Genomic DNA, 26106 nt, shown 5'->3' with positions numbered 1-26106 from the left:
AATATGCTGTTGGAACAACAATTACGTGAAGGTAGATGTACTTATCCATTCTCATTTTTAGGTCACCATGAGGATGAAGACGAAATCATTATCAGAGCATTTGTTCCAAGCGCTGAAAAGGTAAAAATTTTAGGTCCAGATGGACAACTTATTGCGGATGCCGAACATATCCAAGATGGTTTGTATGTGGGTAGGTGTCAACGCGAAAAATTTTTGTTTCCATACGTGGTAAAAGCTGAACACGCCGGCGGTACGTTTGAATATATTGATCCTTACCAGTATAGAGACGAGGCCTTCCATGCAGTTCATTACATTGATCATGCCCCCGAAAATCTATACAAACAGGCCGGTGCACAGATAAGTACAACTAATGAGGGAACCGTGGGCGTGCGGTTTTCAGTTTTTGCTCCGAACGCCTCTTCGGTTTCAGTGTTTGGCAGTTTTAATCATTGGCAAAAATATTTACACCCGATGCAGAAAACCGAATTAGGGTATTGGGTATTGTTTGTACCCAATGTTGAAGTCGGTGCTGAGTATAAATTTGCCATTCGGGATGCGAGTGGGAATACCTTGCCCGACAAATCCGATCCGCTGGGTTTTCATCATCATCAGTTTCCGTCTCATTGTTCGGTCGTTTACGACCACGAGCAATATCAGTGGAATGACGAAAAATGGCAAAAGCGGAAAGCAGTGGACCACTATCGTTCGCCGATGAGCATCTACGAGGTTCAGCTTGGATCATGGCGTCGGCCTGAACAGCCAGAGCGCAAATACTTCAGTTATAGAGAGATGGCAGACGACTTAGTCGCCTATGTTGTTGATATGGGCTTTACGCACATCGAAGTTATGCCTGTCAGCGAATATCCGTTTGATGGTTCGTGGGGGTATCAACCCGTTGGACTGTTTGCACCTACAAGTCGCTTTGGTGGTCCTGATGGATTCAAGTATTTTGTCGACAAATGTCACCAGTCGAATATCTCTGTGATTATCGATTGGGTACCCGCGCACTTTCCAGCCGATGGGCATGGCTTGGCGCGCTTTGATGGCAGCTTTGTATATGAATACGAAGATCCACGTCGTGGATGGCACCCAGACTGGAACTCGTGTATTTATGACTTTGGTAAAGATACGGTACGCCAATTTCTCGTTGCTAATGCTTTGTATTGGTTTGATAAGTTTCATGTAGATGGGATTCGGGTAGACGCGGTGGCTTCCATGTTGTATTTGGATTATTCGCGAAAGGACGGCGAATGGGTGCCGAATGTTGATGGCGGTAATCACAACTATGAAGCGATAAGTTTATTGCAGTGGATGAATAGTGAAGTATATGCAAAGTATCCGAATGCCGTCACGATTGCAGAAGAGTCGACTTCTTTTGCTGGCGTGTCTCAGCCAGTGTCTCACGGTGGTTTGGGCTTTGGTTTTAAATGGAACATGGGATGGATGCACGATACGCTAACATACATTGCAAAAGATCCCGCATACCGGCGTTATCATCACAGTGACTTAACATTTAGCATGGTTTACGCCTACGATGAAAATTTTGTTTTGCCAATATCGCATGATGAAGTCGTGCACGGTAAAGGCAGCATGTTACAAAAAATGCCTGGTGATGATTGGCAAAAATTTGCGAATTTGCGCGCTTACTTCGGTTTCATGTTTGCTCACCCAGGTAAAAAGCTTCAATTTATGGGGAGTGAAATTGCGCAGTGGCAAGAGTGGAATCATGACGCGCAAGTAGATTGGTCTTTGTTGAGCCGCGCTTCGCACAAAGGCGTGCAAGATCTGTATAAACACTTAAATGGTGCCTATCAATACTATCCTGCCTTGTATGAGTGTGACCATGAACCAGAGGGCTTCACGTGGTTGGATTTGCACAATCATGAGCAGTCAGTACTCATTTTTGCGCGCTTTGATAAGTCTCGCACTCAACCTGTGATCGTTGTGTGTAACTTCACACCTGTTCCACATGAAGGATTTAAAATAGGTGCCCCAATCAGTGGTAACTATGAACTAATTATAAACACTGACAAAGCCTGCTATGGCGGTAGTGATTATCCAATAAATACCGTCGTCGAGACAAACAGCGAGGCGTGGCAAGGACTAGGTTATTCGTTCGAAACCAATATTCCGCCTCTCGCGACGATTATGTTTGCGCTAAAACAGCATTAAAAAAGCGAGATTAAAATACATGTTTATTTTGGAAAAAGGGCAAATGCAGCCGCACGGCGTGACAGTATTTGAAAATGGATGCAATTTTTCATTATATTGCCCTGACGCTGCAGCGGTGTTTTTATGTTTTTTTGACCGTGATGAAGAAGAAATCCTCAGAATTGAATTGAAAGAACGGATTCAGTCTACTTGGTTTGGATATGTAAAAGGCGCAAAAGTAGGCGATTATTATGCTTATCGCGTAGAGCCAAAAAGCCGCAGTAATTTGGTTGGGAATTCGATAGATAAATTATTGATCGATCCATATGCAAAACAGCTCAGCCGCGAATTGCAATGGGACGCGGCCTTGTATAAAGGCAACAGTGAAAAAATGATCCCTAAATGCGTGATTACTGGAGAGGATACGGCTTCTTCGTTCACGCCTAATAGTCATAATCAGGAGCAAAAGAGCAGACCCTATGGGTCACAGCAACGTATTATTTATGAGGCTCATATCAAAGGTTTGAGTACATTGCATCCAGATGTGCCTGAAGACATTAAAGGTACATATTTAGGGGCATGTCATCCGGCAATTATCAGTCATTTAAAGTCCCTAGGTATCACCACCATTCAGTTTTTACCTCTCATGGCATTTATGCCAGAACCTTTTTTAAGTGGCAAAGGCTTAACTAATTACTGGGGCTACAATCCAATCAACTTTTTTTGCCCTGAACCGAGGTATGCGAGCAAAAACGCGTATACAGAATGCCGTGAAATGATTAAGGTGTTGAAGTCAGAAGGCTTTGAGGTGTTGCTCGATGTCGTATTCAATCATACGGCAGAGGCAGGAGACCCTGGTACTATTATTAGCTTTAAAGGTTTGTGTAACAGGCACGCTTACCTACTTGAACAGCATGATGAATCTGATGGAGTGAGTTATACAAATTACTCGGGCTGCGGGAACACCGTCAAGGTATCCGATGCCTACATGCTCAATTTAATCCTCGATGCAATGCGCTACTGGGTGACGCATATGGGGGTAGACGGGTTTAGGTTTGACTTGGCTGCAACATTAGGGCGCCAAACTTTTGAGTTTCGTAAAAACGCAAGTTTTTTCAAAATCATCAAACAAGATCCTGTTTTAAAAACCGCTGTTATGCTTGCTGAGCCTTGGGATATTGGTCCAGGCGGGTATCAACTGGGTCATTTTCCTGCCCATTGGTTGGAGGTTAACGATAAATTTAGAGACACTGTACGTGCGTTTTGGCGAGGCGACAAAGGCACTAAGGGGGATTTTGCCACGCGCTTAATGGGTTCAAGGGATGTGTTTACTAAGACTAAGCGGCCGATGCATGCAAGTGTAAACAACATTACCTATCACGACGGCTTTACTTTACATGACTTAGTCAGCTATGCAGAAAAACACAACGAAGCAAATTTAGAATCGAATCGAGACGGTCACAATCACAACCTGTCTGCAAACTACGGAGTAGAAGGGCACACAAACAAAGAAGAAATCAATAAGGTCAGATTTCAACAAAAACGCAATTTGTTTGCTACCTTAATCTTAAGTCAAGGTACCCCCCACATTCTTGCGGGGGATGAACTGAGCAAAACGCAAAATGGCAACAATAATGCGTATTGTCAAGACAATGAAATCAACTACTTACATTGGAATTTGTCTACACAGCAAAAGGAATTCTTACTTTACTGCCAATATGTTATTCGTTTGAAAAAACAGTACGCATTGCTTCAATGCATGAGTTTTTCAGATGACATGTATGACAACAATGTCAATATTGCCTTGGCTGATTGGTATCGAGCGGATGGCAGCCATAAAACAGACATTGATTGGGTCAACCACGAGCATCACTGTTTTGCTTTGCATATTGTGAGCACGCCCGCGTTGAATAATCAAGAGTGGGTGTTTTGCTACAACAGCGCAGACGAAGAAAAAGACTTTCACCTTCCCATATTGGCAGAAACAACGACAAAAGAGCGTGCATTACAGGCAAAACACTGGCGTTGTATGCTAAACACAAGTGATGAGACACCTGAGGCCTGCAGTAAGACTAAGGTATTGCCTTTGTTTACGATGCCTGCAAGGAGTTTTCGATTGTTTCTAAAAGAGTAAAAAAACATGACGGACATATACAAAGATAAGTTAAGTGCAGAGGAATATCGGGTCACGCGATTAAAAGGGACAGAGCGACCCTACACAGGTGAGTATTTAGCATTAAAAGATACAGGTGACTATCATTGCAAATGCTGTGACGCTGTGTTGTTTAAATCTGATGCCAAATTTGACTCGGGCTGCGGCTGGCCGTCTTTTTATCAGCAAAGTGAAAACCAAAACGTCGTTTATGCGCCAGACAACAGTTTAGGTATGACGAGAATTGAAATCCTGTGTAAACACTGTGATGCACATTTAGGGCATGTATTCGACGATGGCCCTCTGCCTACTGGCAAGCGCTATTGTGTCAATTCCGTATCGTTGTCGTTTAAAAAGCAAGGCGTGTAGTCAGTAAAAAATATAATATCGGAATTACATAGCCCAATATGCATATCGTGTATCTGGTAGTGTCACAGCCGCAGAATAAAAATCGCTGCGGGCACATCCTTGTGCGCTTAAACTTTTCATCCATGAAAAATATATTTTTATTCTGCGGCTGTGACACTACCAAATACACGATATGCTTGCTGAGGTCTTTTTATTTGCTCAAGTAGAGGCACTGCGATTAAATATTTGAGCATCAGGTGATGTCTGTTAATATGGATAGTATAAAAGACCGGCCAAGCAATAATAATGATAATAAATAGCCAATTTGATAGCGGAAATATACATGTTATTTCTGCAGACGATCCAAAAAATATTCGCTTATCCATAAACAAAGACGCGCATTCTGATTTTTATCAATGGTTCCATTTTAAGCTCCATAGTACCCCCTTTGTTGAACACAATGTTCAAATATGCGACCTAGCAAAATCTGCATATCCAGACGGTTGGGAAAACTACCAGGCGGTTGCTTCTTATGACCGAGAAGAGTGGTTTAGAGTGGATACAGATTTTGATGGTGACACACTTCAAATATGCTTCACTCCCGAGTACGATGCTGTGTATTTTGCTTACTTTGCCCCTTACAGCTACGAGCGTCATCAAAACCTTATTGCTGCTGCGCAGACTGCTTTTGAGTGTCGGCATGAATTCTTGGGATTAAGTGTGGATGGACGTGAACTCAACTTATTAGTCGTTGGGGATGAGAATGAGACACCGCTTAACGCTGATGAACCCACCCAAAAGAAAAACAAAATTTGGATAACGGCGCGTCAACATCCAGGCGAAACCATGGCTGAATGGCTTGTCGAAGGCTTGTTAAACCGGCTACTGGATGAAGATGATGGTGTAGCCAGAAAATTGCTTGAAAAAAATGTGTTTTACATTGTCCCCAATATGAATCCAGACGGAAGTGTAAGAGGTCATTTGCGCACTAACGCGCTGGGGCGAAACCTGAATCGGGAATGGGCTGCGCCATGTGTAAAGAATAGTCCTGAAGTGTTTTATACCTTGAGTAAGATGACGGACGTTGGCGTTGATTTGTTTTTAGACATTCATGGGGATGAGGCTTTGCCCTACAATTTTGTCGCGGGGACAGAAGGCAACCCTAGTTATTCTGAACGAATAGCCAAGTTGGAAGAAAGGTTCAAATGTGCGCTAAGTGCCACAACGCCTGAGTTTCAAGATGTATTTGGCTACCCTAAAGATGCACCAAGTCAGGCTAATATGACATTGGCCTGCAATGCGGTAGGTGAAAAATTCGATTGCTTGGCCTACACACTCGAAATGCCATTTAAAGACAACATAGAATTACCCGATCCAAGTTACGGGTGGTCTCCGGCGCGGAGTATGCAGTTAGGAGAGGATTTGTTGGTTGCTATTCGAGCGGTCACTGACTATCTCAGATAAACGCAACTGGTAGTTTGCGACTAGCACGACAACATAAATAATAAAGACTGTGTTCTCCTAGTTCTCATTTTGAGACGAGAACGCAAGTACAATAAAAATAAGCTTAACGATAAGGAAACTTGCTGTGGATGCATTACTCGATTTTTTTAATACGCTTGACGGATACTTAGGCAGTGCGCCTTGGTTTCCTTACGTGCTACTCGGCGTTGGGATATTTTTTACTATTTATTTAAAATTCCCCCAAATTCGCTATTTTAAACATGCTTGGAGGGTGGTGACGGGAAAATATGATAAATCCGATGACCCTGGTGATACAACGCACTTTCAAGCACTTGCCACCGCTTTATCTGGCACGGTCGGCACCGGAAACATTTCAGGGGTAGCGCTGGCGATATTTTTGGGCGGTCCAGCCGCCTTATTTTGGATGTGGGCTACCGCGTTTTTCGGTATGACTACTAAATTTGTAGAAGTCACTCTCTCGCACAAGTATAGGGATAAGACTGAAGATGGCACCATGGCAGGTGGCCCTATGTACTATATGGATAAGCGCCTTAACATGAAATGGTTGGCAGTTATTTTTGCTATTGCAACCGTCATTTCTTCTTTCGGTACCGGGAATTTACCTCAGAGCAATGGTATCGCCACCAGCATTGAAGCAACGTTTGGCTTTTCGCCGCATATAGTGGGCGGAGTGTTAGCTGTACTGTTAGGTTTAGTTATTTTAGGTGGGATAAGACGCATTGCCGCCGTTACCTCTAAAATAGTACCGTTCATGGCTGTAGTATATTTGCTAGGTGCATTTGCGGTTATCTTTGCCAACGTAGAAAACATTGGCCCCTCGTTCTGGGCTGTCATTAGTGAAGCATTTACGGGTTCTGCAGCGGTAGGTGGTTTCCTCGGGGCAACGTTTGCTTATGCGTTCAACCGTGGTGTGAATAGAGGCCTGTTTTCAAATGAAGCGGGGCAAGGTTCTGCACCTATTGCGCACGCAGCTGCAAAAACTAAAGAACCGGTCTCTGAAGGGATGGTGTCTATTCTCGAACCTTTTATCGATACGATCATTATCTGTACGATCACCGGTTTGGTGATTCTCTCGTCTGGGGTTTGGCAGCAAAAACACGAGAATATTTTTGACCGTTCTGACATGTTGTTCGTAAAAGGGCAATATTCGGAAGAAAACCTAGAAGACAAACAAAATTTGTTTAAGTATTTAAATGAAATTGATGGCAGCGAGGTTGAAACCTTTTCCGGTGAAATTACCGTCGTAAATGGTACTGCTGTGAGTGATGGTTTCACGCTAATTAATGCGCGGTCTTTGGCTGAAAATGTGCGCTATTACGCAGGTTCAACTGATGATTTGTTTACAGGTACGCTTAATATTGTAAATGGTGATATTCGGCGTGACAATATTGTCGTACAAGGGGAGTCATTGGTGCACTCTGCGCCTTTAACGGCCATTGCATTCAATAAAGGATATTTTGGTGATTACGGCCAATACATTGTATCAATCGGTTTATTACTTTTTGCCTTTTCTACCGCTATCGCTTGGTCTTACTATGGTGATCGCGCGATGACATACTTGTTGGGGCCAAAGTCCGTGATGCCGTATCGAGTGATATATGTGGCTGGCTTCTATTGGGCTGCAGTGTCTGATACTACATTGGTGTGGGCTTTATCAGCGGTAGCAATTGTATTGATGACCTTACCCAACTTATTTGGGATAATGCTCTTGCACAGAGAAATGAAAGAAACTGTGAACGAATACTGGCAACGAATAAATAAATCATCCTAAGTATACAGAGGCGGTTGAACTAGGCTTTATTTGCTTGGTTCAACAGGCTCGGATTGGAGTAATAATGGCAATAACCAGCTGCCCTTCATGTGGCAAGCCTATTTCAGATAAAGCTAAGCAGTGCCAGCACTGTAAATTAAATTTTGGTGATGCGAGTCCTGAGGACATTCAACGTAAAGCAAATTTTGAAAAATATAAAAAGCTGCAAAAGTTGCAAAACCAGTCAATGATGGCGATTGTGCTGTTCTTAGTTGGCGCGTACTTTGTTTTTCTTGGAAACTTTGAAAATAACGAAACGGGTGTGATGATGTTCAATGGTTCGGTCGCCGTTGCGACATTGGGTTTTATCTGGTATGGCGTCAATCGCGCAAGAATCGCGATCGCTAAACGAAAGTAGGGCTGTGATATGAAATTAGATGAAATTGTTGCCGCCATGACGCCTGAAATTTACGCAAATCTCAGACAAGCTGTTGAGACTGGGAAATGGCTAAACGGCGATACTTTAAGTGAAGAGCAAAAAGAAAATGCCATGCAAGCGGTGATGTTATATCAGGCCAAAGTGGCACATTCTGACGAACACATGACAGTAGGGCGAGACGGTGAGATAGTTGAAAAGTCTCGTCAGCAACTCAAACAAGAATTAAGACAACAGGCGACTAAGCAAACGCCAATAGCAAAGTTTAGCAAAGATGATATTTAAGCAGTTATTCCTTCCCAACTATAAGCATAAATCACCAGAAAAGCGCAAAGAAGCCGTAGCGCAAGTCGTCGAAGTCAACGAAACCAACAAGCAATGGTTACATGAGTTAGCGTTTAATGACGAAGACTTAAGTGTCAAACTGGCTGCGCTTGAAAAACTTGACCAGTTTACGATGTGGCTAAAAACCTACGAGTCTAAGGGCAACGATGTACTAGTCAGCAAGGCTAAAGTCGTTGCAACACGTATGCTGGAAGATCAAGCTTATGTCTCTGATAGTTTGTTTGAAGATTTTGTCGCCCAAGCACGCCATCCAGAGATAATAAAACGCATGTTGGGAGACAGCAAGCGGCTTGCTTCAAATTCATCGTTGTACTTAGAGACCTTGTTTAAATTTGCGAGTAAGCATGAAATACAACGTTTTTATCGCGAATCAGCTAGTGAAGCGCAACAACTGTTGATAGTTGAGCGATTTGAGGATGAAAAAGAACTTAAGCGTCTACGCAAAAATGCCAATGCGCAAACAGTCGTAGATATTGTTGATGCAAAATTACTAGAAATTGAGAGGCGTTCGCAAATTCCGCAAGCGCTCATACAAGGCACAACTTTAATCAATTCTCAACTACTTGCACTCATTGAAAGTAGGGATTATCCCTATGTTGAAGAAAAAAAGCGTAAACTCGTTGAGGAGTTTAACGGCTTAAAGTCGCAATTTGAATATCTTAGTGAGCGCCAAAGTGCTGAGATTGCGGAAAAGTTTTTATCACTAAAGGAAAAGATCGATAAACATTTAGTTGCGTTAAAGCCTGAATTTGAACAACAGCTAGTACTGAAAGAAAATACCGAGCTTTTGTCTGAATTAAAACAACAAATAGAAGACATCGCCACCCAAGTTGACTTCTTACTGAATGCAGATTCGGAAAACGACGTTAACATTCAATCTGACTTGCTTTCCCATTCTTTAGCTGATGCCAATAACACGCATGAGCGTTTGTCGGTGCGTATTAGTGAAAATTCTACACCTGCCCATAGGCAATGCTTGAAAGTGCTTGCAGAGCGAATAGAAGAATATAATGGAAAGCTAGCGGGTTTAAGTGAAGCAGTTAAACAAAATCACGCGCTAAAAATAAAGCTAGAAGTCATAAAACAAGCGTGGGATGAATTTACGCAAGGCAACTTGTCTGATGAAGCAATTAGCGAAGAATTTGAGCGAGCTAAGAGTTACTTCAAAAATGCCAGTAAGATGTCAAGCGAGTTGCAGGGCGAATGGCGCAGAGTAAAGCAGAATATCAAGGCGCATTTTGATGAAAAGAAAGAACAAAATAGCAAGTTGTTGAAACGCTGCTTTAGTAAATTAAATGTTGTCCAAGCATTGATCAAAGAGGGTAAGTTAAAAGCAGCGATTTCTACATTTGCGTACGCAGATTCTTTATTTCAATCTATTCCTCAAGCTGGCCGTAGTTTACAAAACAAGTATGCCGATGTCGCTGCACAAATCAATGAGTTCAAAGATTGGCAGTCTTATGTTGCTGCGCCGAAAAAACCGGAATTGTTAGCGGAAGTTGAGTCCTTGATTTCCGACAAAGCACTAGAGCCTGCAGCTCGTGCGAATAAAATTAAGCAGTTAAGGGCGGATTGGAATAGCTTAGGTCGTCTGAACAACACAGAAGACGACGCACTAAATACTCAGTTTGATGAAAAACTGGAAATTGCCTTTGCCCCATGTCGCGAATACTATGCAGCCTTGGAAGCGGAAAGATTAGAAAACGCCAATAAAGCAAAGGCTATCCTAGCCGAAATAGAAAGCTTGCATACGGAACAAGACATCCACATTCTCGCGAAGGCTTTACCAGCTTTGGCTAATCAGTTTCATAAAATTAAAGCGCTCAATCAAGCAGATAGAGTCGCATTGGGTAAATCTTTTAAAGCACTGAGTGCGCCGCTTTACGGTAAATTGGATACATTTTACGAGGAAAATCGACAGGCCAAGCAAAAGCTCGTGGATACAGCGAAGGAATTGTCTGGTGTTGAAGATTTGCATGACGCTGCGAACAAAGCAAAAGATTTACAACAGCGATGGAAGCATATTGGTTTTGCTGGAAAACAACACGACAGTGTATTGTGGCAGTCATTCAGGCAAGCCAATGACAGTATTTTTGGACAGTTGACAGAAGAAAAAGACAAGCTGAGTCAACAAGCCGAGCGAGAATTTAAAGAACACCTGAGTAATATTGAAGCCTTGCGTCAACATATTGAGGAGGAAGACTCCGTTTCGCAATTGAATGAATACAAGGCGACAATATCTGGCATGTATGTAGATAATAAACTGCTCAAACGAGGCTTGTTTAAGCAGTTTTCAGAAAAAAAATCTGACACCATAAGTGAGCTTGAAAACAGAATTACTTATTTAAATAGTGCGAACGCGCAAGGTACTTTTACTCAAATTTTGGCGTTTTTGAAAGCATGGAAAAGTGAAGAAGACATTACATCGATTGCGCCATTGCCGAGCAAGGTACGCAATGCGATAGAAGGAAAGTATCTTAAGCACGATTTCTACGAAGGCCTATCACGTGAGCATGTTTTTTATACTATGCTGTTGTTATTGCCGGATGAAATCGAAGTAGATAAGAGTTTACAGCTAAAAGTAATGGCTGCGAAGCTCGAAGGTCAACAGGGGCTAGAGCCAAAAGATGCGTGGTTATCTTGGATTAGCTTTGGCCCTTTGCAAGACCAAGATACAGCGTTATTGGAACAGTACAAACCTATTTTGTTGCGTAACCTTAGTTTGCTGTGAGTGAATCAAAGAAGCGTATTTATATCGCATATACCGGAGGCACGATCGGTATGCGCCCCTCAGGAAAGGGCTTCGTGCCCGCCTCAGCTTATTTGACCGAAACACTGGCAAAACTCCCCGAGTTTCATCGCCCAGAAATGCCAAAATTTACGCTTCATGAGTATTCACCACTTCTCGATTCCAGTGATATGGTGCCGGATGATTGGCAGCGCATTGCATCGGATATACAAGAAAACTATCAGATGTATGACGGTTTTATCATTTTGCACGGCACCGACACAATGGCCTATACCGCCTCTGCGCTGTCGTTTATGCTAGAAAACTTACGAAAGCCTGTTATTGTCACTGGCTCTCAAATCCCCTTGGCGCAACTAAGAAGTGACGGTCAAGCCAATTTACTCAATTCACTTTATATCGCTGCCAACTACCCCATTCCTGAAGTGACCTTGTTTTTTAACAACAAGTTGTTTAGGGGAAATCGCAGTAGAAAGGTCGATGCAGATGGTTTTGACGCATTTGATTCTCCTAACGCAAAACCTCTACTAAACGCTGGCATTCACATTGAAACAGACTACCCATTAAATAAATTTGAAGAGGCTAAGCTTGAGTTAAGTGTTGCCGTTATACGCAGTCAAGCTGTTGGTTTAGTTAGCCTTTATCCGGGGTTTAGTCACAAAATACTTGAAAATGTGATTCAACAGCCAGTCAAAGCGGTTATTTTGATGACTTATGGGGTGGGTAATGCGCCTCAGCAGGCAAGCCTATTAAATACCCTAAAAAAAGCGGTCGAGCGTGAAATCATCGTCGTAAATTGCACCCAGTGTATCCGTGGTTCTGTTGATATGTCTGGGTACGCAAACGGCGTTTCTTTGCAAGAAACTGGCGTGATTTCGGGCAGAGATATCACCCCAGAAGCAGCATTAGCAAAACTGCACTATGTCTTAAGTAAACCAGAGTTATCGTACGCGCAGCGTACTGAATTAATGTCTTGTAATCTGCGTGGGGAACTAAGTATTTAAGCGTGTTGAATGGAGCCTATTCCGCAGTGATTTGTTCTCGAATAACGCCATTTACCCCCGCAAACACAAAGTGCGTCCCAATCAGAGATAGCAAACAATAAGCGACGAAATAATAAAAACCTTCCCCAACATTTGATAAGGTTTGGGTGCTTAACTCAAAAGCCATTTTCATACCAAAAAAACTGATTTGGTGTTGTTCGGCAGTGTCAGCATGATTAGTAGATAGGACGGCTAAAAATACAGCAACAACGAATACATCTGCCATTGACCACTTGCCTATAGTCGCCACGAATTTAATTGTGCTTTTGGCTAACTGTTGATTTTTACAAAAATATACAAAGCTTACCAAACTGGTTTTAATGATGGGCACTAAGACCGAAAATGCAAATATCAAAAAAGCGACAAGCCAGCGCTCTTGTTGCCAAAGCTCTTTTACCGTGCCAATAATAGATAAATCTTTGGATACTAACTCCGAAGATAGAGATGTACCTGAGAGGTTGACCCCCATCTCCATGTTCAAAGAGAACATAGACAAAAAGATACCCGGTATGAAAACGGCGATCGCGACAAGATTGATGGCAAAACCTAAATGCTTTTTGTTCAAAATAACTAACCCTTTATTGTTGGGTAGCCAGTCGCGGTAACTACTCTGGTTTAAATAGCTGCTTTAAACATTAGAGAGCGCCAAAGGTTTCCCTAAGTTTTAGGCCAACTGCGGTAGAGTAACCAAAAGCTCGACTGACAACTTGCTGATTTTTATCAACAAGATAATAACTAGGATAGCCTTGTATTTGAAATTCATTTTTCAATATATTGTTACCAAGCATGACTGTGCTTGTGACTTCATGTTCGTCAACAAAGGCTTGAACCTCTGCGTTTGTGTTGTAATCAAGTGCCACGGCTACGACATTGACTTTGTTAGTATCGAGGTAGGCTAAATTACCAATACTGAGCGAACAAATTTTACACCAAGGCGCAAAAAAGTAGATGAGAGTGGGTTTGTCATCAGCAAGCAAGGGAGTGAATTCGCCCTCAATGCTAGGAAGTAGTTTGTTTTCAAGCTTTACACTGCCGTCATCATCGAGCATGTGCCTTGACTGCCACGCTGTTATTGCACTGATAATAATGACAAACAAAACAATGTCTCTCAGCCATTGTGCCCATCGCGGCCATTTCTTTTTATCTTTATTTATTGCTTCCAACTTTTTACACCCTGACGATTGGCTTATTTTTATTAGACCGTTCAAGACTGAGAATAGATTCAGATTTTACACATTTGGTAACAAAACTCATTCACATATTTTGTTATTCTACTTTGCCATGAAGCAATTGATTGTTAACGTTAAAGTTACGCTCGTTATCCCCTCTGTAGCATTTGGAGTAATAGATGCTGAGTATAAGCAACATATCGAAAACCTATGACAATGGTGTCCAAGCTTTAAAGAATGTTGATCTAAATATCTCTAAAGGCTTATTTGGTCTTTTAGGCCCAAATGGCGCAGGAAAGTCATCGCTGATGCGCACCATTGCCACTTTGCAGACTCCCGATCAAGGTACGATCAACTTTGACGGTATCGATGTTGTGCAACAGCCGGATAACTTGAGGCGGCGTCTAGGGTATTTGCCTCAAGATTTTGGCGTGTACCCGCGCGTTAGTGCACAAGACTTGTTGGATCACTTAGCAATATTGAAGGGCATAAAAAACAAAGGCGAAAGAAAAGACGCCGTTGATGGTTTACTTGCCCACACTAATTTATTTGAGCATCGACGCAAAGCAGTAAGCGGGTTTTCTGGAGGAATGAGGCAACGCTTTGGTATCGCCCAAGCTCTCTTAGGTGATCCTGATTTACTGATCGTCGACGAGCCTACCGCAGGACTTGACCCAGAAGAACGACACCGATTTCACAATCTTCTTGTTAGTTTAGGGACAAACAAAGTCATCATTCTGTCTACCCATATTGTGGAGGATGTATCTGAACTATGCTCAGACATGGCCGTGCTGGGAGATGGCAAGATTTTATTGCAAGGCAATCCCTTAGAGCTAACCGCAGCATTGCATGGAAAAATATGGCGAAAAACTATATCGAGGCACGAACTCGAAGAGTTTGAAAAAGACTTTACGGTTATTTCTACTCGTTTGTTCGCTGGCCGTACGGTTATTCATGTAGTGTCTGACACACCTCCAGAAGGCTTTGATATCGCCCCTGCGTCGCTAGAAGATGTTTATTTCAATACCCTAAAAAATCAGAGAAATATCCGGAAAAGCGCTTATCCAAAAACATCGCAAGTTGAAGGTACAGGTAAGTAGTATGTTTGCAAAAATGCTGATATTCGAGTGGCGTTTTTATCTTAAACAACCCTCTTTTATTGTGACAAGTTTGCTGTTTTTTTTATTGCCTTTTTTGAGTATGAGTGTCGAAGGGGTTCAACTCGGGACAAACACTAACGTAAACTTTAATAGCCCCTTTGCAATTGCCCAGAGTATGTTGATATTTGCCATTTTTGGCATGTTTTTGGTGGTAAATTTTGTTGGTAATACGGCTTTGCGAGATCAAAGTGCCAACATGGATGAAATTTTGTACTGCAAACCGATTCCATCTCTTTCTTACCAACTCGGTCGGTTTTTTGGTAGTTATTTAGTGGTGCTGACCGTCTTTTCTATGGTTCCTCTCGGCTTAGTAATTGGCAGTCTTATGCCTTGGATTGACCAAGAGCGTATGGGAGCCTTTAACTTGATGTACTTTATTCAGCCCTTTGCTGCGTTTTCTGTTACTACGATGTTTGTGCTTTCAGCAATATTTTATGCTGCAGCGATACAATTTCGAAACATTATGGCAGTGTATTTGAGTGCACTCTTGATGTTTATCGTGTACATCAGTATCGACGTTCTTTTAGATGCCCCTGATGAGCGATATTTACTAGCTGTCTCTGACCCTTTTGGTGTGCGTACGCATTTTGATTTGACACGCTATTGGACGCCCTCAGAGCGCAACACACAGATGCTAGGCTGGCACTCTGAAATCTTTGTGAACCGATTTATATGGCTAGCCATTTCCATTTCGATATTGTTGGGTTTTTCAAGAATAAACCAGCCAATGCGACTCAAAGAAAAACAGACTAAGGTGACGAGTGAGAAGACCCTTGTGCCCAAAGTCTTGGACGCGTTTGTGGTTAATGCAAAATATACGAGAGGCGCAGATGTGTTGCAATTGTTTACTCGAGTCGAGTTAGAAACTAGACAAATCTTTTTATCTCCTTCGTTTATATTGCTAATGATATTTTGTTTTATCAGTTTATTTAGTCAGTTTTTAGGGCCGGCGACTTTTTATGGTGCTGAAAGCTGGCCTGTTACACATATTATGATCAGTATTATCCAAAACGCATTTGGTTTGATTTTAATGATAATCCTCACCTTTTATACCGCTGAGGCTGTGTGGCGCGATCACAGTGTAAATATGGGCGAAATAGTCGATTCTATGCCCGTCAAAAATAGCATATTTTGGTTGTCGAAACTTATTGCAGTCTCACTGGTAATTCTGTGCGTGCTCATGATTGGTATTGTCAGTGCCGCGCTTTATCAGTTTGCGAATGGGTATTTTGCACTTGAATTAGCGCAGTATTTCATCAGTTTGTTTTACTTTTATGGCCTGCCTTTAGTGTACTTGTGTGTGTTGTCGTTTTTTATTCAAGTACTCAGTCCAAACAAATACGTTGGCATGCTTATCTTCGTAGCATATATGCTACTTTCTTTTACTTTTAGTCAGATAGGTATTGAACACAATATGTTCAATTTTTCCTTGGCTCCAACTTTGACCTATTCAGACATGAATACATATGGTTGGGCGATGTTATCTCAGCATTATTACATGCTTTATTGGGGAGCCTTATCGTTAATTCTCGCAGTGTTTAGCCATGCATTGTGGAAGAGGGGGAGCGAAAGCAAACTTGCCCATCGTTTACAGCTATTGAACTATCGACTAGATGGCAATGGACGTTTCATGATAGTCGTTGCATCTATTGTCTTTGTCGGTTGTGCTACGGTGATCCATTACAACACGCGGGTCATCAATAAGTTTGAAACACGCACTGAGCTTTTTGATCGTCAAGCAAAATACGAAAAAAAATACCAAGCTTTTGAAGATGCCGATTTACCTACCGTCACTGCTATTGACGTAAATGCGGCGATTTTTCCAAAAATGCGAAAAATGGAAGTAATGGCTGAGATTGAAATCCAAAATAAGACTGAACATGCGATTGAACGATTTTTAATAAACTTACCCTTGCATTCATATGACATTCAGTTTGATTTTGACGGCGTAAATATAGAGCTTGATGACGATGACTTAAATACCGCTTGGTTTGCATTCTCCGAGGCTTTGCAGCCAGGCGAGAGCGTGAAAGGTTCGGTTTCTTTGGTACGGCAACACTTTGGGTTCAAAGACAGGGACGAAGATGTGAGTTTGGTGAAAAACGGCACGTTTATTAATAACATGCAACTATTGCCTGTCTTTGGTGTGAATAAAGCGCTGTACCTGCAGGACAAACACGAGCGAAGAAAGCGAGGGTTAGCTCCCCCTAAGAGGGCGCATAGGCTAGAAAACAGTGAGCGATATAGTGAGTCATTTTTTGGCGCGCATACTGGTCGTATTAAGTTCAGAGCACGGTTGTCCACTAGTGAAGAGCAAATAGCCATCGCACCTGGCAAACTAAAAGACTATTGGGTAGAGAACGGTCGAAACCACTTTGTCTATGAGATGGATAAGCCAATGATCCCATTTTTCAGTATTAGCTCTGCAGACGTGGAGGTCAAGTCTACAATACATCAAGGCATTGAAATATCTGTTTATTACCACCGTGATCACGCGTGGAATATAGATACCATGATCAAAGCGGTGAAAGACGCCATCGATTTGTATACTGAAGCATTTGGCCCATATCAACATTCGCAGCTACGTATTATAGAGTTTCCTGGCTATAGGAATTTTGCTCAGAGCTTTGCTAATACCGTGCCGTATTCTGAAACGGTCGGTTTTATTTCAGATTTAAGGGATAAGAATGTCATCGATCCAGTTTACTATGTCACCGCGCATGAAGTGGCGCATCAATGGTTTGGACATCAAATGGTACCCGCAAATGTGCAGGGAGGCCCTGTGTTAACGGAATCTCTCGCGCAATATGCGGCGTTGTTAGTGATGCAAAAAAACTATGGTGAAACCAAAATACGTGAGTTTTTGCGCTATGAGTTAGACGAATACCTTCGTGGTAGAACACGCGAAAGCATTGAAGAAATGCCACTTTTGCGTGTAGAAAATCAAGATTATATTCACTACAAAAAAGGCGCTATTGTGTTTACTGCCATCGCGGATCGAATTGGCATTGATAGTTTGAACCGTGCCTTATTTAATTTGCTTGAACGTTTTAAGTGCGCAGATTCGGTGTACCCAACAACACTGGATTTGCTGCAAGAAATTAAAGCGCACGCCGCCTTTTTACACCACGATTTTATCGACCAACAGTTTAAGCAAATTACCTTGTACGATATCAGTATTTCCGATGCCAGCGCCTCAAAGATAAAAGACAATCGCTATCGGGTAAATATGAGCATTGATGCCAAACAGCTTATCGTATCTGGAAACGGTGATGAGCAATCACAGGCCTTTGACGACTTTGTTGATATTTTGGTTTTTGATAGTGATCCAGACGATTTTGCGGGCAATCAGACAGTACTCTACAGAAAAAAGCATCGATTAAACGAAGGATCTAACATCATTACGTTTGAACTTGATAAACAACCCGTATATGTGGCTGTCGATCCTTTTATTCGATTTATAGACAGGGAAAGTCGCGACAATGTGTTTAAAACTGAAAACAGCCTCTAGTATTCAAGAGATTTCCCTGATATAAAATGTATACAAAAATTAAATTGTATACATTTTAATGCTGTTGCTCTCTCAGTTAAAAAACGATTTTTCATTTTCTGCTCTTGTCGCAGGTTTTGTTGCTGTACTTGTCGGTTTTGCAAGTGCCATTGCTATTGTATTTCAAGCTGCCAAAACGGCGGGTGCTGATCAAGCTATGCTTGAGTCTTGGGTTTGGGCTCTGGGTATAGGAATGGGCTTGAGTTCGATGGGCTTGTCACTATGGTATAAGCGCCCCTTAATTATTGCATGGTCAACTCCGGGCGCAGCGTTAATTGCCGCTACTAGTATTGAATTGACGATGGCGCAGGCCGTTGGCGTTTTTTTATTTGTCGGCCTAATGATTTTATTAACCGGGGTGAGTGGATTGTTTTCTCGGTTGAGCAAAGCTATTCCCAGTCCAATTGCTTCTGCAATGCTTGCCGGCATATTACTCAATTTTGGCATCCACTTGTTCACGGCTTTGCGGAGTGAAGTCTTATTGGTCGGGGTGATGTTATTAACTTATATCGTTGCACGAATGTTTGTTCCTCGTTTGGCGATTGCTTTTGTTTTGTTTGTCGCTATTGTCATGGTGCTGATGACTGGTCAACTGGAATTGAGCTCAGTCTCCATTACTTTTTCAAAACCAGTATTTGTCATACCAGAATTTTCATTGAGTTTACTCATTGGTCTCGGCATTCCCTTATTTTTAGTCACCATGAGTTCGCAAAATTTGCCTGGTGTGGCTGTGTTAAAAGCCAGCGGTTATAGCGCTCAAAATATATCCCCAGTTATATCAGTTACCGGGATAAGTACCTTGCTTTTGTCACCGTTCGGTGGATTCACATTTAATCTTGCGGCGATTACTGCGGCGATTTGTACCAGTGAGGAAGCACATGAAAACATAGAACAACGTTATATCGCCGGTGTATCAGCGGGTATTTTTAATCTGTTAACAGGGGTGTTTGCTAGTGCGGTAGTTGGAATATTTGTCGCTTTTCCCGAAGAATTAGTGCTTGCCTTAGCTGGTCTAGCCTTAATAGGCGTAATTGGCAACAGTTTAAAGATGGCGACAGAAATAAAACAACATCAGGACGCTGCAATCCTTACTTTTCTTGTGTGTGCTTCAGGCGTATCTTTTTGGGAAATAAGCTCTGCATTTTGGGGCTTGGTTTTGGGTATGACTGTCGTCGTCAGTCATAAACTATTTACACGGCTTAAGCGATCCTAAGTACATAAATGAACAAACAGCAAAGTGAATATCTCTACAAGAAAATGAAAGCAGATATCAGAGATAATAAACTACCTGTTGGGTGCACACTCAAACAGGAAGAATTATCGCACCGCTATCAAATTAGTCGAAGCCCTATTCGCGACGTGCTAACACGCTTAAAAAACGAAGGTTGGCTTGCAACGAGCGGAAAACGAGGCGTTATGGTACCTGCTTTCTGTGATAAAGAAGCAGAAGATTTATATAGAATGCGGATGCGGCTTGAGCCTATGCTTATTCCGTATGTGGTCAAGTTGATTTCTAAGCAAACCATTGGTCAAGCCGAAGATATTCTCAGAAAAATTGATTCTGCAAATTCGTTGAGTATTGATGAACACGGAGCGTTAAATTGGCGTTTTCATGCTTGTTTATACCAAACGGCAGAGCGTCCAACGCTATTTAAGGCTGTGGCTGCATTACATGAGCAGTGTGGGCGATATATTGGTTTCCACACCAAAAATCTTGATTATAAGCAAACTAGTCAAGACGAACACTATTCATTGCTAAAAGCCATAGAGCACGGCAATACCTCAGAAGCACAACGCGTGTTAAGTACACATATTAGCGCAGCTGGGAAAATCATTACGGAATACTTGCGTGTGCTTCGACAAGAGTGAGAGTAACTGCCAAGTATAGCCCCACCGTGCCTCACTCATATCCAGCAGCTTCAAAAAGTTGCAAAGATTAAAAAATTGTAATTTCCCGAAAATATTACCTACCCCTGCAACTTCCAAAAATTTGATGACGTATTGCTTGTCGAAAGCGCTGTGCATTTTGAGTGCTAGTTAATCAATTTATAAGGATTCAAATTATGACTATTCAAGCAACACATCATTGGACATTTTCAGAAGGCAAGGGTGCGACAACGAAAGATAGCGTTGGCGGCATTGTCGGCAAATTTCACGATACAGCATTCAACGAGTGTGGTCCGACAGGTGATGCGGTTTTGCTAAAAGGCAAAGGTGCAAGCATTAACCTTGGAAAGCCACTCGGAAAATTCGGCAAAGGCGATTTTACCATTGCCTTTGGTTTTCTTGTACTGGATACACATAAGCAAAAAGACCTCGATATTATCGGAAATCGGAATGTGGGTGGCCACGGTAATTGGTTTTCGTTAAGGCAAGAACAAGGCCGTATATTGACCTTTGAAGTCGATCAGGATTCGAAAGGTAAAAATTACGCAGTCGCTAAATCGGGGAAAGTCTTGTCAGCAAAAACATGGTGCCACATTGCGATTGTCAGAAAGGGCGAGCAACTTTTTATCTATCACAACGGGGTAGAGGTCGCGCGTGGTAAAGCGAAATCAGGTGATGTAGCCAATATCCTCGGGAAAGTTGATGTTAAGTTAGGACATTCTAAACGCCATACGGCAAAAGCACGTTACGAAGACTTACGCGTTTATCATCAAGCGCTCACGGCAAGTGAAATTGAGACGCTGGCTCCGCAGCCAAATCGCCTGCTTCAGCCTGGGCAAGTTGAATTGGTGGCACAAGACGGCGCAAGACGGATATTTGATAAAAATCATCACAATGTTAGTTTGTTTTCCTCCAATTTTAAACAATTGCGTGTAGGACCAAACACCGGTGCAACTTTGTATGATCGTCCGAGCTATGCAGGCACTAATCAAAAATTGTTTGCCGGTTTACCTGATACTCGTTCTACGCGCCTAACTGGATTTCCGCGTTCCATACACGTTTGGTCTTCTGCTAACGAACCCTTTCGCGGTAGTTGGATTATTCGCGCGCCGCAAGGTGGTTATTTACAATGGAACAAAGGGCGACTATTGCTTACGCCAACAGTTAGTTCGCGTGCATTATTTGATTTCAACTTTAATCAGAACAATGGACAACTTCAGTTGTTGTCTAATGTTGAGCCTGAGAGTTCGTTACTCAAAATACGTCAGGAATACAGTCCAATGATTGTTGATGATACTGAAGACGGTGATGGCGAATTTTCGATAATGCATAAGCGCCAAGCGATGTGGATTGCTCAAAATGCGAAAGGTCAGTTCACTTGGACGGCAGATGAAAGCAAGCGCGCTATTTTCAGCCGCGTGGCTAAGTTTGCTGCTCACGAAAGTGAGGTTGGTGAGCTGGCATCAGGAGAAGTTGCATTATATGAGCATGTCGCTTATTACGGCAGAGTTTGGGTGTTGTCAGACAATGGCGACGATATTACCGGGGATTTCAAATCGCTTCGAGACTTTATCGGATTAGACAATGTAACGTCATCGATCCGTTTAGGGCCTAATACAGGCGTGACATTGTTTGCTAATGACAAGCAAGCAGTAGATAAGAGAAAACGCGAAACCCAAATTGAAGACATTGTACGCAATGTACCAGACATGCGAGACAGCCAACTAGGCAACGACAAAGTATCATCCTTGAAGATTTTTACTAAGGTATCTGCCTCAGAAGCCTTCAGTTCAATCACGAGTAAGCTTAGCCAAGATTACCGCATGGTTAAAGGGAAACTAGAAGAGTTTTCAGCCTATCGCACAACACTAACACTTGCGCCAGAGGTTTCTGAAGTAGAGGTCTCAGCTACTGACTTAACCAAGATAGAGGTAGAAGATAAGACCTACGAAATTGACGAATTGCGCACGGTAACGCTCAAGCCTAATGCCCTTCAGAAAATTATGATCACGTCTGAAGCGGATGGCATTAACACACCTATATTAAAGTTTAGAACAAAGGACATGGATGAGAATGAGCGTATTCTGATTTCACCATCAGATGAGTTGCATAAGCAAATTGCGAACCTTGAGGCCAATGCCATTTTCGATGGAAAAGATGCAAAAGGAAATGCTATTGTTGATCAAGAAAAGCATTCGCGTGCAGACGTCGCTAGCGTGCAAAATACGATTAAACGGGTAATCAGTTCAGTGAAACCCGCAGACAGTAAGGAAACCGAAAAGCCCATCAAAGCTACAAGTAACAGCAGTGCTGCCAAAGGAAAAGCTGTCAGTGCAAGTACAAAACCCTCTCAAAAAATTCGACAAGTACAGGCAATTACGCGCGCAGTGGCGACAAATGCTGTCAAATTGGAAGAGACGGTCGACCAAGCACCTTGGTCATTGAATTTTGCGCCAAATACAGAAACAGTAAGCATTGTTGCTGGAACCGCAAAACGCAGTGCAGTTGTTAAAAAACAAGATGCTATTTGGGAAGAAAGTGTCGAACAGGCCGATTTTGAAGCCTTGTATGCCCAGAGCACGCAAACTCAAACGCCATCTATCCAATCGTCGGTTTCTCAACAATTTACAGCACCTACTAAAGCAATTCCAGTTCCCTTCACTGCAAGTTTACGTATCGGTAGGCGGTTTTTTGGTGGCATTCGCGACGCTATTAAGAAAGCCACTAAAGTGACTTTAGGCGTAGTTAAAAATGTATTCAACGCCGTGGTAGAAGTGGCAGGGCAGGTAGTTAATTTTGTCCTCGATACGATTGAGGTCGTTGCCGAGTTTGTCGAAGCTGTGGTCGAAAAAGTAGTGAAGTCAATAAAGCAATTTATAGAATTTCTGCGCTTTTTGTTTGATTGGGATGACATACTTAAGACTCAGCGTTATATCAGAAACAGTATTAACGATGCCTTCGACTCTGCTGCTGGTTTGGTCGAGTCCGCCAAAGCGCCATTGTCTAATTTAATCGATGATGTTCAAGACACTGTGACTAGCAGTATTGACTCAATGATTAAGTCATTGGGTGTTAACCCGTCAGACGTCAGTAGTGATGAATCTTCGTTGCCTGAGGCGGCAGAATGGTTTTTAAACAAAGTATTCGGCAGTGTCGGTGCTGGAAAAAATCCGATGGAAAGTATTACTGGGGACAATAAGGAAAGTGGCGGTGCAGTTAATCATCTGACCAATGCGCTTAAGAAGCTCATCACATTGGCAACGGTCACCGTTACCGACGGTTTGGTTGATACCTTAACTACCTTTATTAAAAACCCAACGAAACCTGAACTCGTATTGGCGACATTGTTGAACTTACTAAAAGAAATCACAGTGCAAGCCCTAGACATTACTGAAGACCTAGTATTAGCTATTTTGGACGCGGTTGTGGCAGCTATCGAGTTGATTAAGGTAAGCTTAAACACAGAGATTAAAATTCCCTTTGTGTCTGCCTTATTCGAGTTAATCGGCGCGGGTAAGCTTTCAGTAATGAACTTACTGACAATCCTAGTGGCTATTCCAACGACAGTGGTTTCTAAATTATTATTTGGTGAACGTCCATTTAAAAATGTTGCAGAACCAAACTTGAGTAAAACCATTGAAGTGAGTGAACTTACGGCAAGTACAAATACTCGCGTATTGGCTAGCGTAGGTGAGAGCATTGAATTTAGCGTTGCAGATAGCGCTGCTGTTCAACAACGAGCGGTGGTAGTGCCTGAGGAGACAAAAGATACACTTGATGAAAAACAGGCGCTCTTACAAAGTTATGGCGCGATGGCCTTGCATACTGAGTTTTTTAGTACTTTGTTTAAAGCCGCAATGGATGCTGTGCCAGAGCCATCAGACGCGCAAGGGAGAAATGGCACCTTTGTGCTTGAGATATTCACTGTCGGTCTTGATTGGATGACGTGGTTGGCTAGCTTCCCCGCATCGACTGATCATCCCGGGGGCTCACCTTATGCGCTACATAAGCACAAAGTGAGTAAATCACAACACCCAGAAGCGTATTGGCAGCGCGTGATGTGGAGTTTTAGAACGGTGATGTTGGCTTTTGACACCGTTTTCTTAGTCATTGGAACCTCGACCAAATCGAAAATTCCAAGCCGTGTAAACACTGCGGGTCTTGATCGCTTGGCAGAACAACTCCCAATACCCAAAGGCGGCACAGGTGGCGGAAGTAGTTTCCCGATGCAGCGTTTGAATAGGGGGAATGTGGCGACTAAAGGACTTCAAGCGGTATTGTCGGGAATAGACTTGATACTCACAAGTATTTATATCGCACAGATCCCTAAGCGCAAAAAGCCAGGTGTATTAGCGGCAAAAGAAATCATTGGTATCGTACCCAATTTCTTAGGCTTATTGAGGCTAGATTCAAGTGGCGTAGGGTCGGCAACAGTAGGGGGTATTCAAGTAGTTAAAGCCGTCGTTACTTATGGCATGGGCGTTGAATTACTCGCTAGGGAAAAGCGAGGTGCTTAGTCCTCAATAAGGTCTCATAAATGTGCGGTGCTTATCCAGCGCCGCGTTTGTTTTGTGCATAAGGCTATTTCATTTACATCAAACGGCAGAGTGTTCAACTTTGCACCAAATCTGTGTCCAACGCTTGCTTTTTTCAGATGCAGATAAAGTCTTTGGACTTATGATATCGTTTTCTCTCAATACACAGTATTCCTCAAATAATGCGCTTGACACCGCTCCGCGTACTTCACCGTCATACTCATTGGTGACTGCAATCACTTGTTCACAATATAGGCATTGCCAAAATCTAGCTTGTTCAGAGCCTTGCTTGATTATCCGGAGTTTTTCTATCGGAGAAAACCATAAGATGCCGTCAACATCCGACAAGTATCGTAAATTGTAGGCATTGCAAAAGTCGCAATCGCATTGTCTAGGACGGTAGAGTTCTATAGCTTTTGGCAAAATTAAACAAACATCTATCGTTCCACATGAACACGATGTAATGTATTTCATTGGATTGCCCTCAGGGTGGTCGCTGAAATTTCATTTTACAAGTCCATATACAAGAAAAACAGCATCAATACTGTTATCATCCGCCGCAAAATATTCTGGAAGTACATATATGTCTCTAATACAACGAAAAGAAACCAAGCAGCGTATGAGCCGCATTGTTATTCATCAAGGAACGGTTTATTTGTGTGGGCAAGTTGCGGCTGATGCAACAAAAGATATTACGGAACAAACACAAACGATGCTCGACAAAGTAGAGACACTACTTGCTGAAGCGAATAGTGACAAAAAACACATATTGTCCGCCACAATTTACATCAAAGATATGAAAGACTTTGCTGCAATGAATGCTGTGTGGGATGCGTGGGTACCAGAAGGTCATGCGCCCGCTAGAGCATGTGTTCAAGCTTCGATGGCGCGCCCCGAACTATTGGTTGAAATTTCAGTAATTGCAGCGCAGAAATGCTCGTAAAATTTGTCAAAGATCTAGTTTCAAGAAATTTCTTTTTTTTTGTCTTTGCTTTTTTGTTTACGAGTAAACCAGTATTGACGAAAAATGAAAATCAATAGAGTGCCAGTTAGGGACATGACAATATCTGCATAATCAAATACACCAACATCACTATATATTTGAATAAGCTCGTAAAAACTGACTGAAAGAGATAAATACAATGCCATGGCTAAGCTTTTAATGCTCGCTCTATTTGCTACGATGTATGCCAAAGGAATTAGCACCGACGCAATTAGATTGGGCGCTCCATCAACTATAAAATTCGTGATGCCGAGTGATCTAACACTATCGATCATACCGTCTAAGTAAACAGCTGAAAATACTAGCGTTATCGCAACTAGATACCTTATCATTCTCTCACTATAAG

19 protein-coding genes are annotated in these 26106 nt (G+C 42.4%); 15 read left to right on the top strand and 4 right to left on the bottom strand.

Annotated elements, in window-relative coordinates; translation table 11 throughout:
• The first annotated feature begins 3 nt into the window (after nt 1–3).
• From glgB to ansA, 9 genes are all read left to right on the top strand, one after another.
• Nucleotides 4–2172, top strand: a complete 2169-nt coding sequence (gene glgB, locus ACFOHL_RS02560; RefSeq protein ID WP_376918634.1) for a 1,4-alpha-glucan branching protein GlgB — start codon at nt 4–6, stop codon at nt 2170–2172.
• A 19-nt stretch (nt 2173–2191) separates the two neighbouring features.
• Nucleotides 2192–4285 carry a glycogen debranching protein GlgX gene (gene glgX / locus ACFOHL_RS02555; RefSeq protein WP_376918633.1) on the top strand — a complete coding sequence of 698 codons (2094 nt, stop codon included), beginning with the start codon at nt 2192–2194 and terminating at the stop codon, nt 4283–4285.
• 6 nt (nt 4286–4291) lie between these two features.
• Nucleotides 4292–4672: a peptide-methionine (R)-S-oxide reductase MsrB gene (gene msrB, locus ACFOHL_RS02550; RefSeq protein ID WP_376918632.1), complete on the top strand. Its 381-nt coding sequence runs from the start codon at nt 4292–4294 to the stop codon at nt 4670–4672.
• A 285-nt stretch (nt 4673–4957) separates the two neighbouring features.
• Nucleotides 4958–6115 (top strand): M14 family metallopeptidase, encoded by a 1158-nt coding sequence (locus ACFOHL_RS02545; protein ID WP_376918631.1) that lies wholly within the window; start codon nt 4958–4960, stop codon nt 6113–6115.
• 124 nt (nt 6116–6239) lie between these two features.
• Nucleotides 6240–7907 carry an alanine/glycine:cation symporter family protein gene (locus ACFOHL_RS02540; RefSeq protein WP_376918630.1) on the top strand — a complete coding sequence of 556 codons (1668 nt, stop codon included), beginning with the start codon at nt 6240–6242 and terminating at the stop codon, nt 7905–7907.
• A gap of 64 nt (nt 7908–7971) precedes the next feature.
• On the top strand, nt 7972–8304 hold the full coding sequence (locus ACFOHL_RS02535; RefSeq protein WP_376918629.1) for a hypothetical protein: 333 nt from the start codon (nt 7972–7974) through the stop codon (nt 8302–8304).
• A gap of 9 nt (nt 8305–8313) precedes the next feature.
• On the top strand, nt 8314–8607 hold the full coding sequence (locus ACFOHL_RS02530) for a YeaC family protein (RefSeq protein ID WP_376918628.1): 294 nt from the start codon (nt 8314–8316) through the stop codon (nt 8605–8607).
• Complete coding sequence (locus ACFOHL_RS02525) at nt 8597–11398, top strand: DUF349 domain-containing protein (protein ID WP_376918627.1); 2802 nt, start codon at nt 8597–8599, stop codon at nt 11396–11398. The genes ACFOHL_RS02530 and ACFOHL_RS02525 overlap by 11 nt, the downstream gene beginning before the upstream one ends.
• Before the next feature lie 50 nt (nt 11399–11448).
• Nucleotides 11449–12417, top strand: coding sequence for an asparaginase (gene ansA, locus ACFOHL_RS02520; protein ID WP_376918951.1), 969 nt, complete (start codon nt 11449–11451; stop codon nt 12415–12417).
• Between the two features lie 16 nt (nt 12418–12433).
• Here ansA and ACFOHL_RS02515 read toward each other — a convergent pair whose 3' ends face one another.
• Nucleotides 12434–13021: a paraquat-inducible protein A gene (locus ACFOHL_RS02515; RefSeq protein ID WP_376918626.1), complete on the bottom strand. Its 588-nt coding sequence runs from the start codon at nt 13019–13021 to the stop codon at nt 12434–12436.
• A gap of 70 nt (nt 13022–13091) precedes the next feature.
• On the bottom strand, nt 13092–13619 hold the full coding sequence (locus ACFOHL_RS02510) for a thioredoxin-like domain-containing protein (RefSeq protein ID WP_376918625.1): 528 nt from the start codon (nt 13617–13619) through the stop codon (nt 13092–13094).
• A 185-nt stretch (nt 13620–13804) separates the two neighbouring features.
• Between ACFOHL_RS02510 and ACFOHL_RS02505 the strand changes: the two genes are divergently transcribed.
• The 5 genes from ACFOHL_RS02505 (at nt 13805) to ACFOHL_RS02485 (ending at nt 24739) form a co-directional block, all read left to right on the top strand.
• Nucleotides 13805–14725 (top strand): ABC transporter ATP-binding protein, encoded by a 921-nt coding sequence (locus tag ACFOHL_RS02505; RefSeq protein WP_376918624.1) that lies wholly within the window; start codon nt 13805–13807, stop codon nt 14723–14725.
• A 1-nt stretch (nt 14726) separates the two neighbouring features.
• Nucleotides 14727–18296 carry an ABC transporter permease/M1 family aminopeptidase gene (locus ACFOHL_RS02500; protein WP_376918623.1) on the top strand — a complete coding sequence of 1190 codons (3570 nt, stop codon included), beginning with the start codon at nt 14727–14729 and terminating at the stop codon, nt 18294–18296.
• Nucleotides 18297–18354: 58 nt separating this feature from the next.
• The gene (locus tag ACFOHL_RS02495; RefSeq protein WP_376918622.1) at nt 18355–19548 is read left to right on the top strand and encodes a benzoate/H(+) symporter BenE family transporter; all 1194 of its coding nucleotides are present in this window, start codon (nt 18355–18357) and stop codon (nt 19546–19548) included.
• Between the two features lie 8 nt (nt 19549–19556).
• Nucleotides 19557–20204, top strand: coding sequence for a GntR family transcriptional regulator (locus ACFOHL_RS02490; protein WP_376918621.1), 648 nt, complete (start codon nt 19557–19559; stop codon nt 20202–20204).
• 194 nt (nt 20205–20398) lie between these two features.
• Nucleotides 20399–24739: a LamG-like jellyroll fold domain-containing protein gene (locus tag ACFOHL_RS02485; protein WP_376918620.1), complete on the top strand. Its 4341-nt coding sequence runs from the start codon at nt 20399–20401 to the stop codon at nt 24737–24739.
• Between the two features lie 78 nt (nt 24740–24817).
• On the opposite strand, the gene ACFOHL_RS02480 is transcribed toward ACFOHL_RS02485, so the two are convergent.
• Nucleotides 24818–25231 (bottom strand): aldehyde-activating protein, encoded by a 414-nt coding sequence (locus ACFOHL_RS02480; RefSeq protein ID WP_376918619.1) that lies wholly within the window; start codon nt 25229–25231, stop codon nt 24818–24820.
• 109 nt (nt 25232–25340) lie between these two features.
• On the opposite strand from ACFOHL_RS02480, the gene ACFOHL_RS02475 reads away from it, so the two are divergent.
• Nucleotides 25341–25700: a RidA family protein gene (locus ACFOHL_RS02475; RefSeq protein ID WP_376918618.1), complete on the top strand. Its 360-nt coding sequence runs from the start codon at nt 25341–25343 to the stop codon at nt 25698–25700.
• A gap of 20 nt (nt 25701–25720) precedes the next feature.
• On the opposite strand, the gene ACFOHL_RS02470 is transcribed toward ACFOHL_RS02475, so the two are convergent.
• Complete coding sequence (locus ACFOHL_RS02470; RefSeq protein WP_376918617.1) at nt 25721–26092, bottom strand: hypothetical protein; 372 nt, start codon at nt 26090–26092, stop codon at nt 25721–25723.
• Nucleotides 26093–26106 lie beyond the last annotated feature (14 nt).

It is taken from the genome of Agaribacter flavus (genome assembly GCF_042646125.1).
Lineage (GTDB): Bacteria > Pseudomonadota > Gammaproteobacteria > Enterobacterales > Alteromonadaceae > Glaciecola > Glaciecola flavus.
This window is presented reverse-complemented; position numbering and strand designations above follow the sequence as displayed.

Coding starts and splice junctions, on each gene's coding strand:
- glgB (WP_376918634.1), top strand. CDS start 4: ATGCTGTTGGAACAACAATTACGTGAAGGTAGATGTACTTATCCATTC.
- glgX (WP_376918633.1), top strand. CDS start 2,192: ATGTTTATTTTGGAAAAAGGGCAAATGCAGCCGCACGGCGTGACAGTA.
- msrB (WP_376918632.1), top strand. CDS start 4,292: ATGACGGACATATACAAAGATAAGTTAAGTGCAGAGGAATATCGGGTC.
- ACFOHL_RS02545 (WP_376918631.1), top strand. CDS start 4,958: ATGATAATAAATAGCCAATTTGATAGCGGAAATATACATGTTATTTCT.
- ACFOHL_RS02535 (WP_376918629.1), top strand. CDS start 7,972: ATGGCAATAACCAGCTGCCCTTCATGTGGCAAGCCTATTTCAGATAAA.
- ACFOHL_RS02530 (WP_376918628.1), top strand. CDS start 8,314: ATGAAATTAGATGAAATTGTTGCCGCCATGACGCCTGAAATTTACGCA.
- ACFOHL_RS02525 (WP_376918627.1), top strand. CDS start 8,597: ATGATATTTAAGCAGTTATTCCTTCCCAACTATAAGCATAAATCACCA.
- ansA (WP_376918951.1), top strand. CDS start 11,449: ATGCGCCCCTCAGGAAAGGGCTTCGTGCCCGCCTCAGCTTATTTGACC.
- ACFOHL_RS02505 (WP_376918624.1), top strand. CDS start 13,805: ATGCTGAGTATAAGCAACATATCGAAAACCTATGACAATGGTGTCCAA.
- ACFOHL_RS02500 (WP_376918623.1), top strand. CDS start 14,727: ATGTTTGCAAAAATGCTGATATTCGAGTGGCGTTTTTATCTTAAACAA.
- ACFOHL_RS02495 (WP_376918622.1), top strand. CDS start 18,355: ATGCTGTTGCTCTCTCAGTTAAAAAACGATTTTTCATTTTCTGCTCTT.
- ACFOHL_RS02490 (WP_376918621.1), top strand. CDS start 19,557: ATGAACAAACAGCAAAGTGAATATCTCTACAAGAAAATGAAAGCAGAT.
- ACFOHL_RS02485 (WP_376918620.1), top strand. CDS start 20,399: ATGACTATTCAAGCAACACATCATTGGACATTTTCAGAAGGCAAGGGT.
- ACFOHL_RS02480 (WP_376918619.1), bottom strand. CDS start 25,231: ATGAAATACATTACATCGTGTTCATGTGGAACGATAGATGTTTGTTTA.
- ACFOHL_RS02475 (WP_376918618.1), top strand. CDS start 25,341: ATGTCTCTAATACAACGAAAAGAAACCAAGCAGCGTATGAGCCGCATT.
- ACFOHL_RS02470 (WP_376918617.1), bottom strand. CDS start 26,092: ATGATAAGGTATCTAGTTGCGATAACGCTAGTATTTTCAGCTGTTTAC.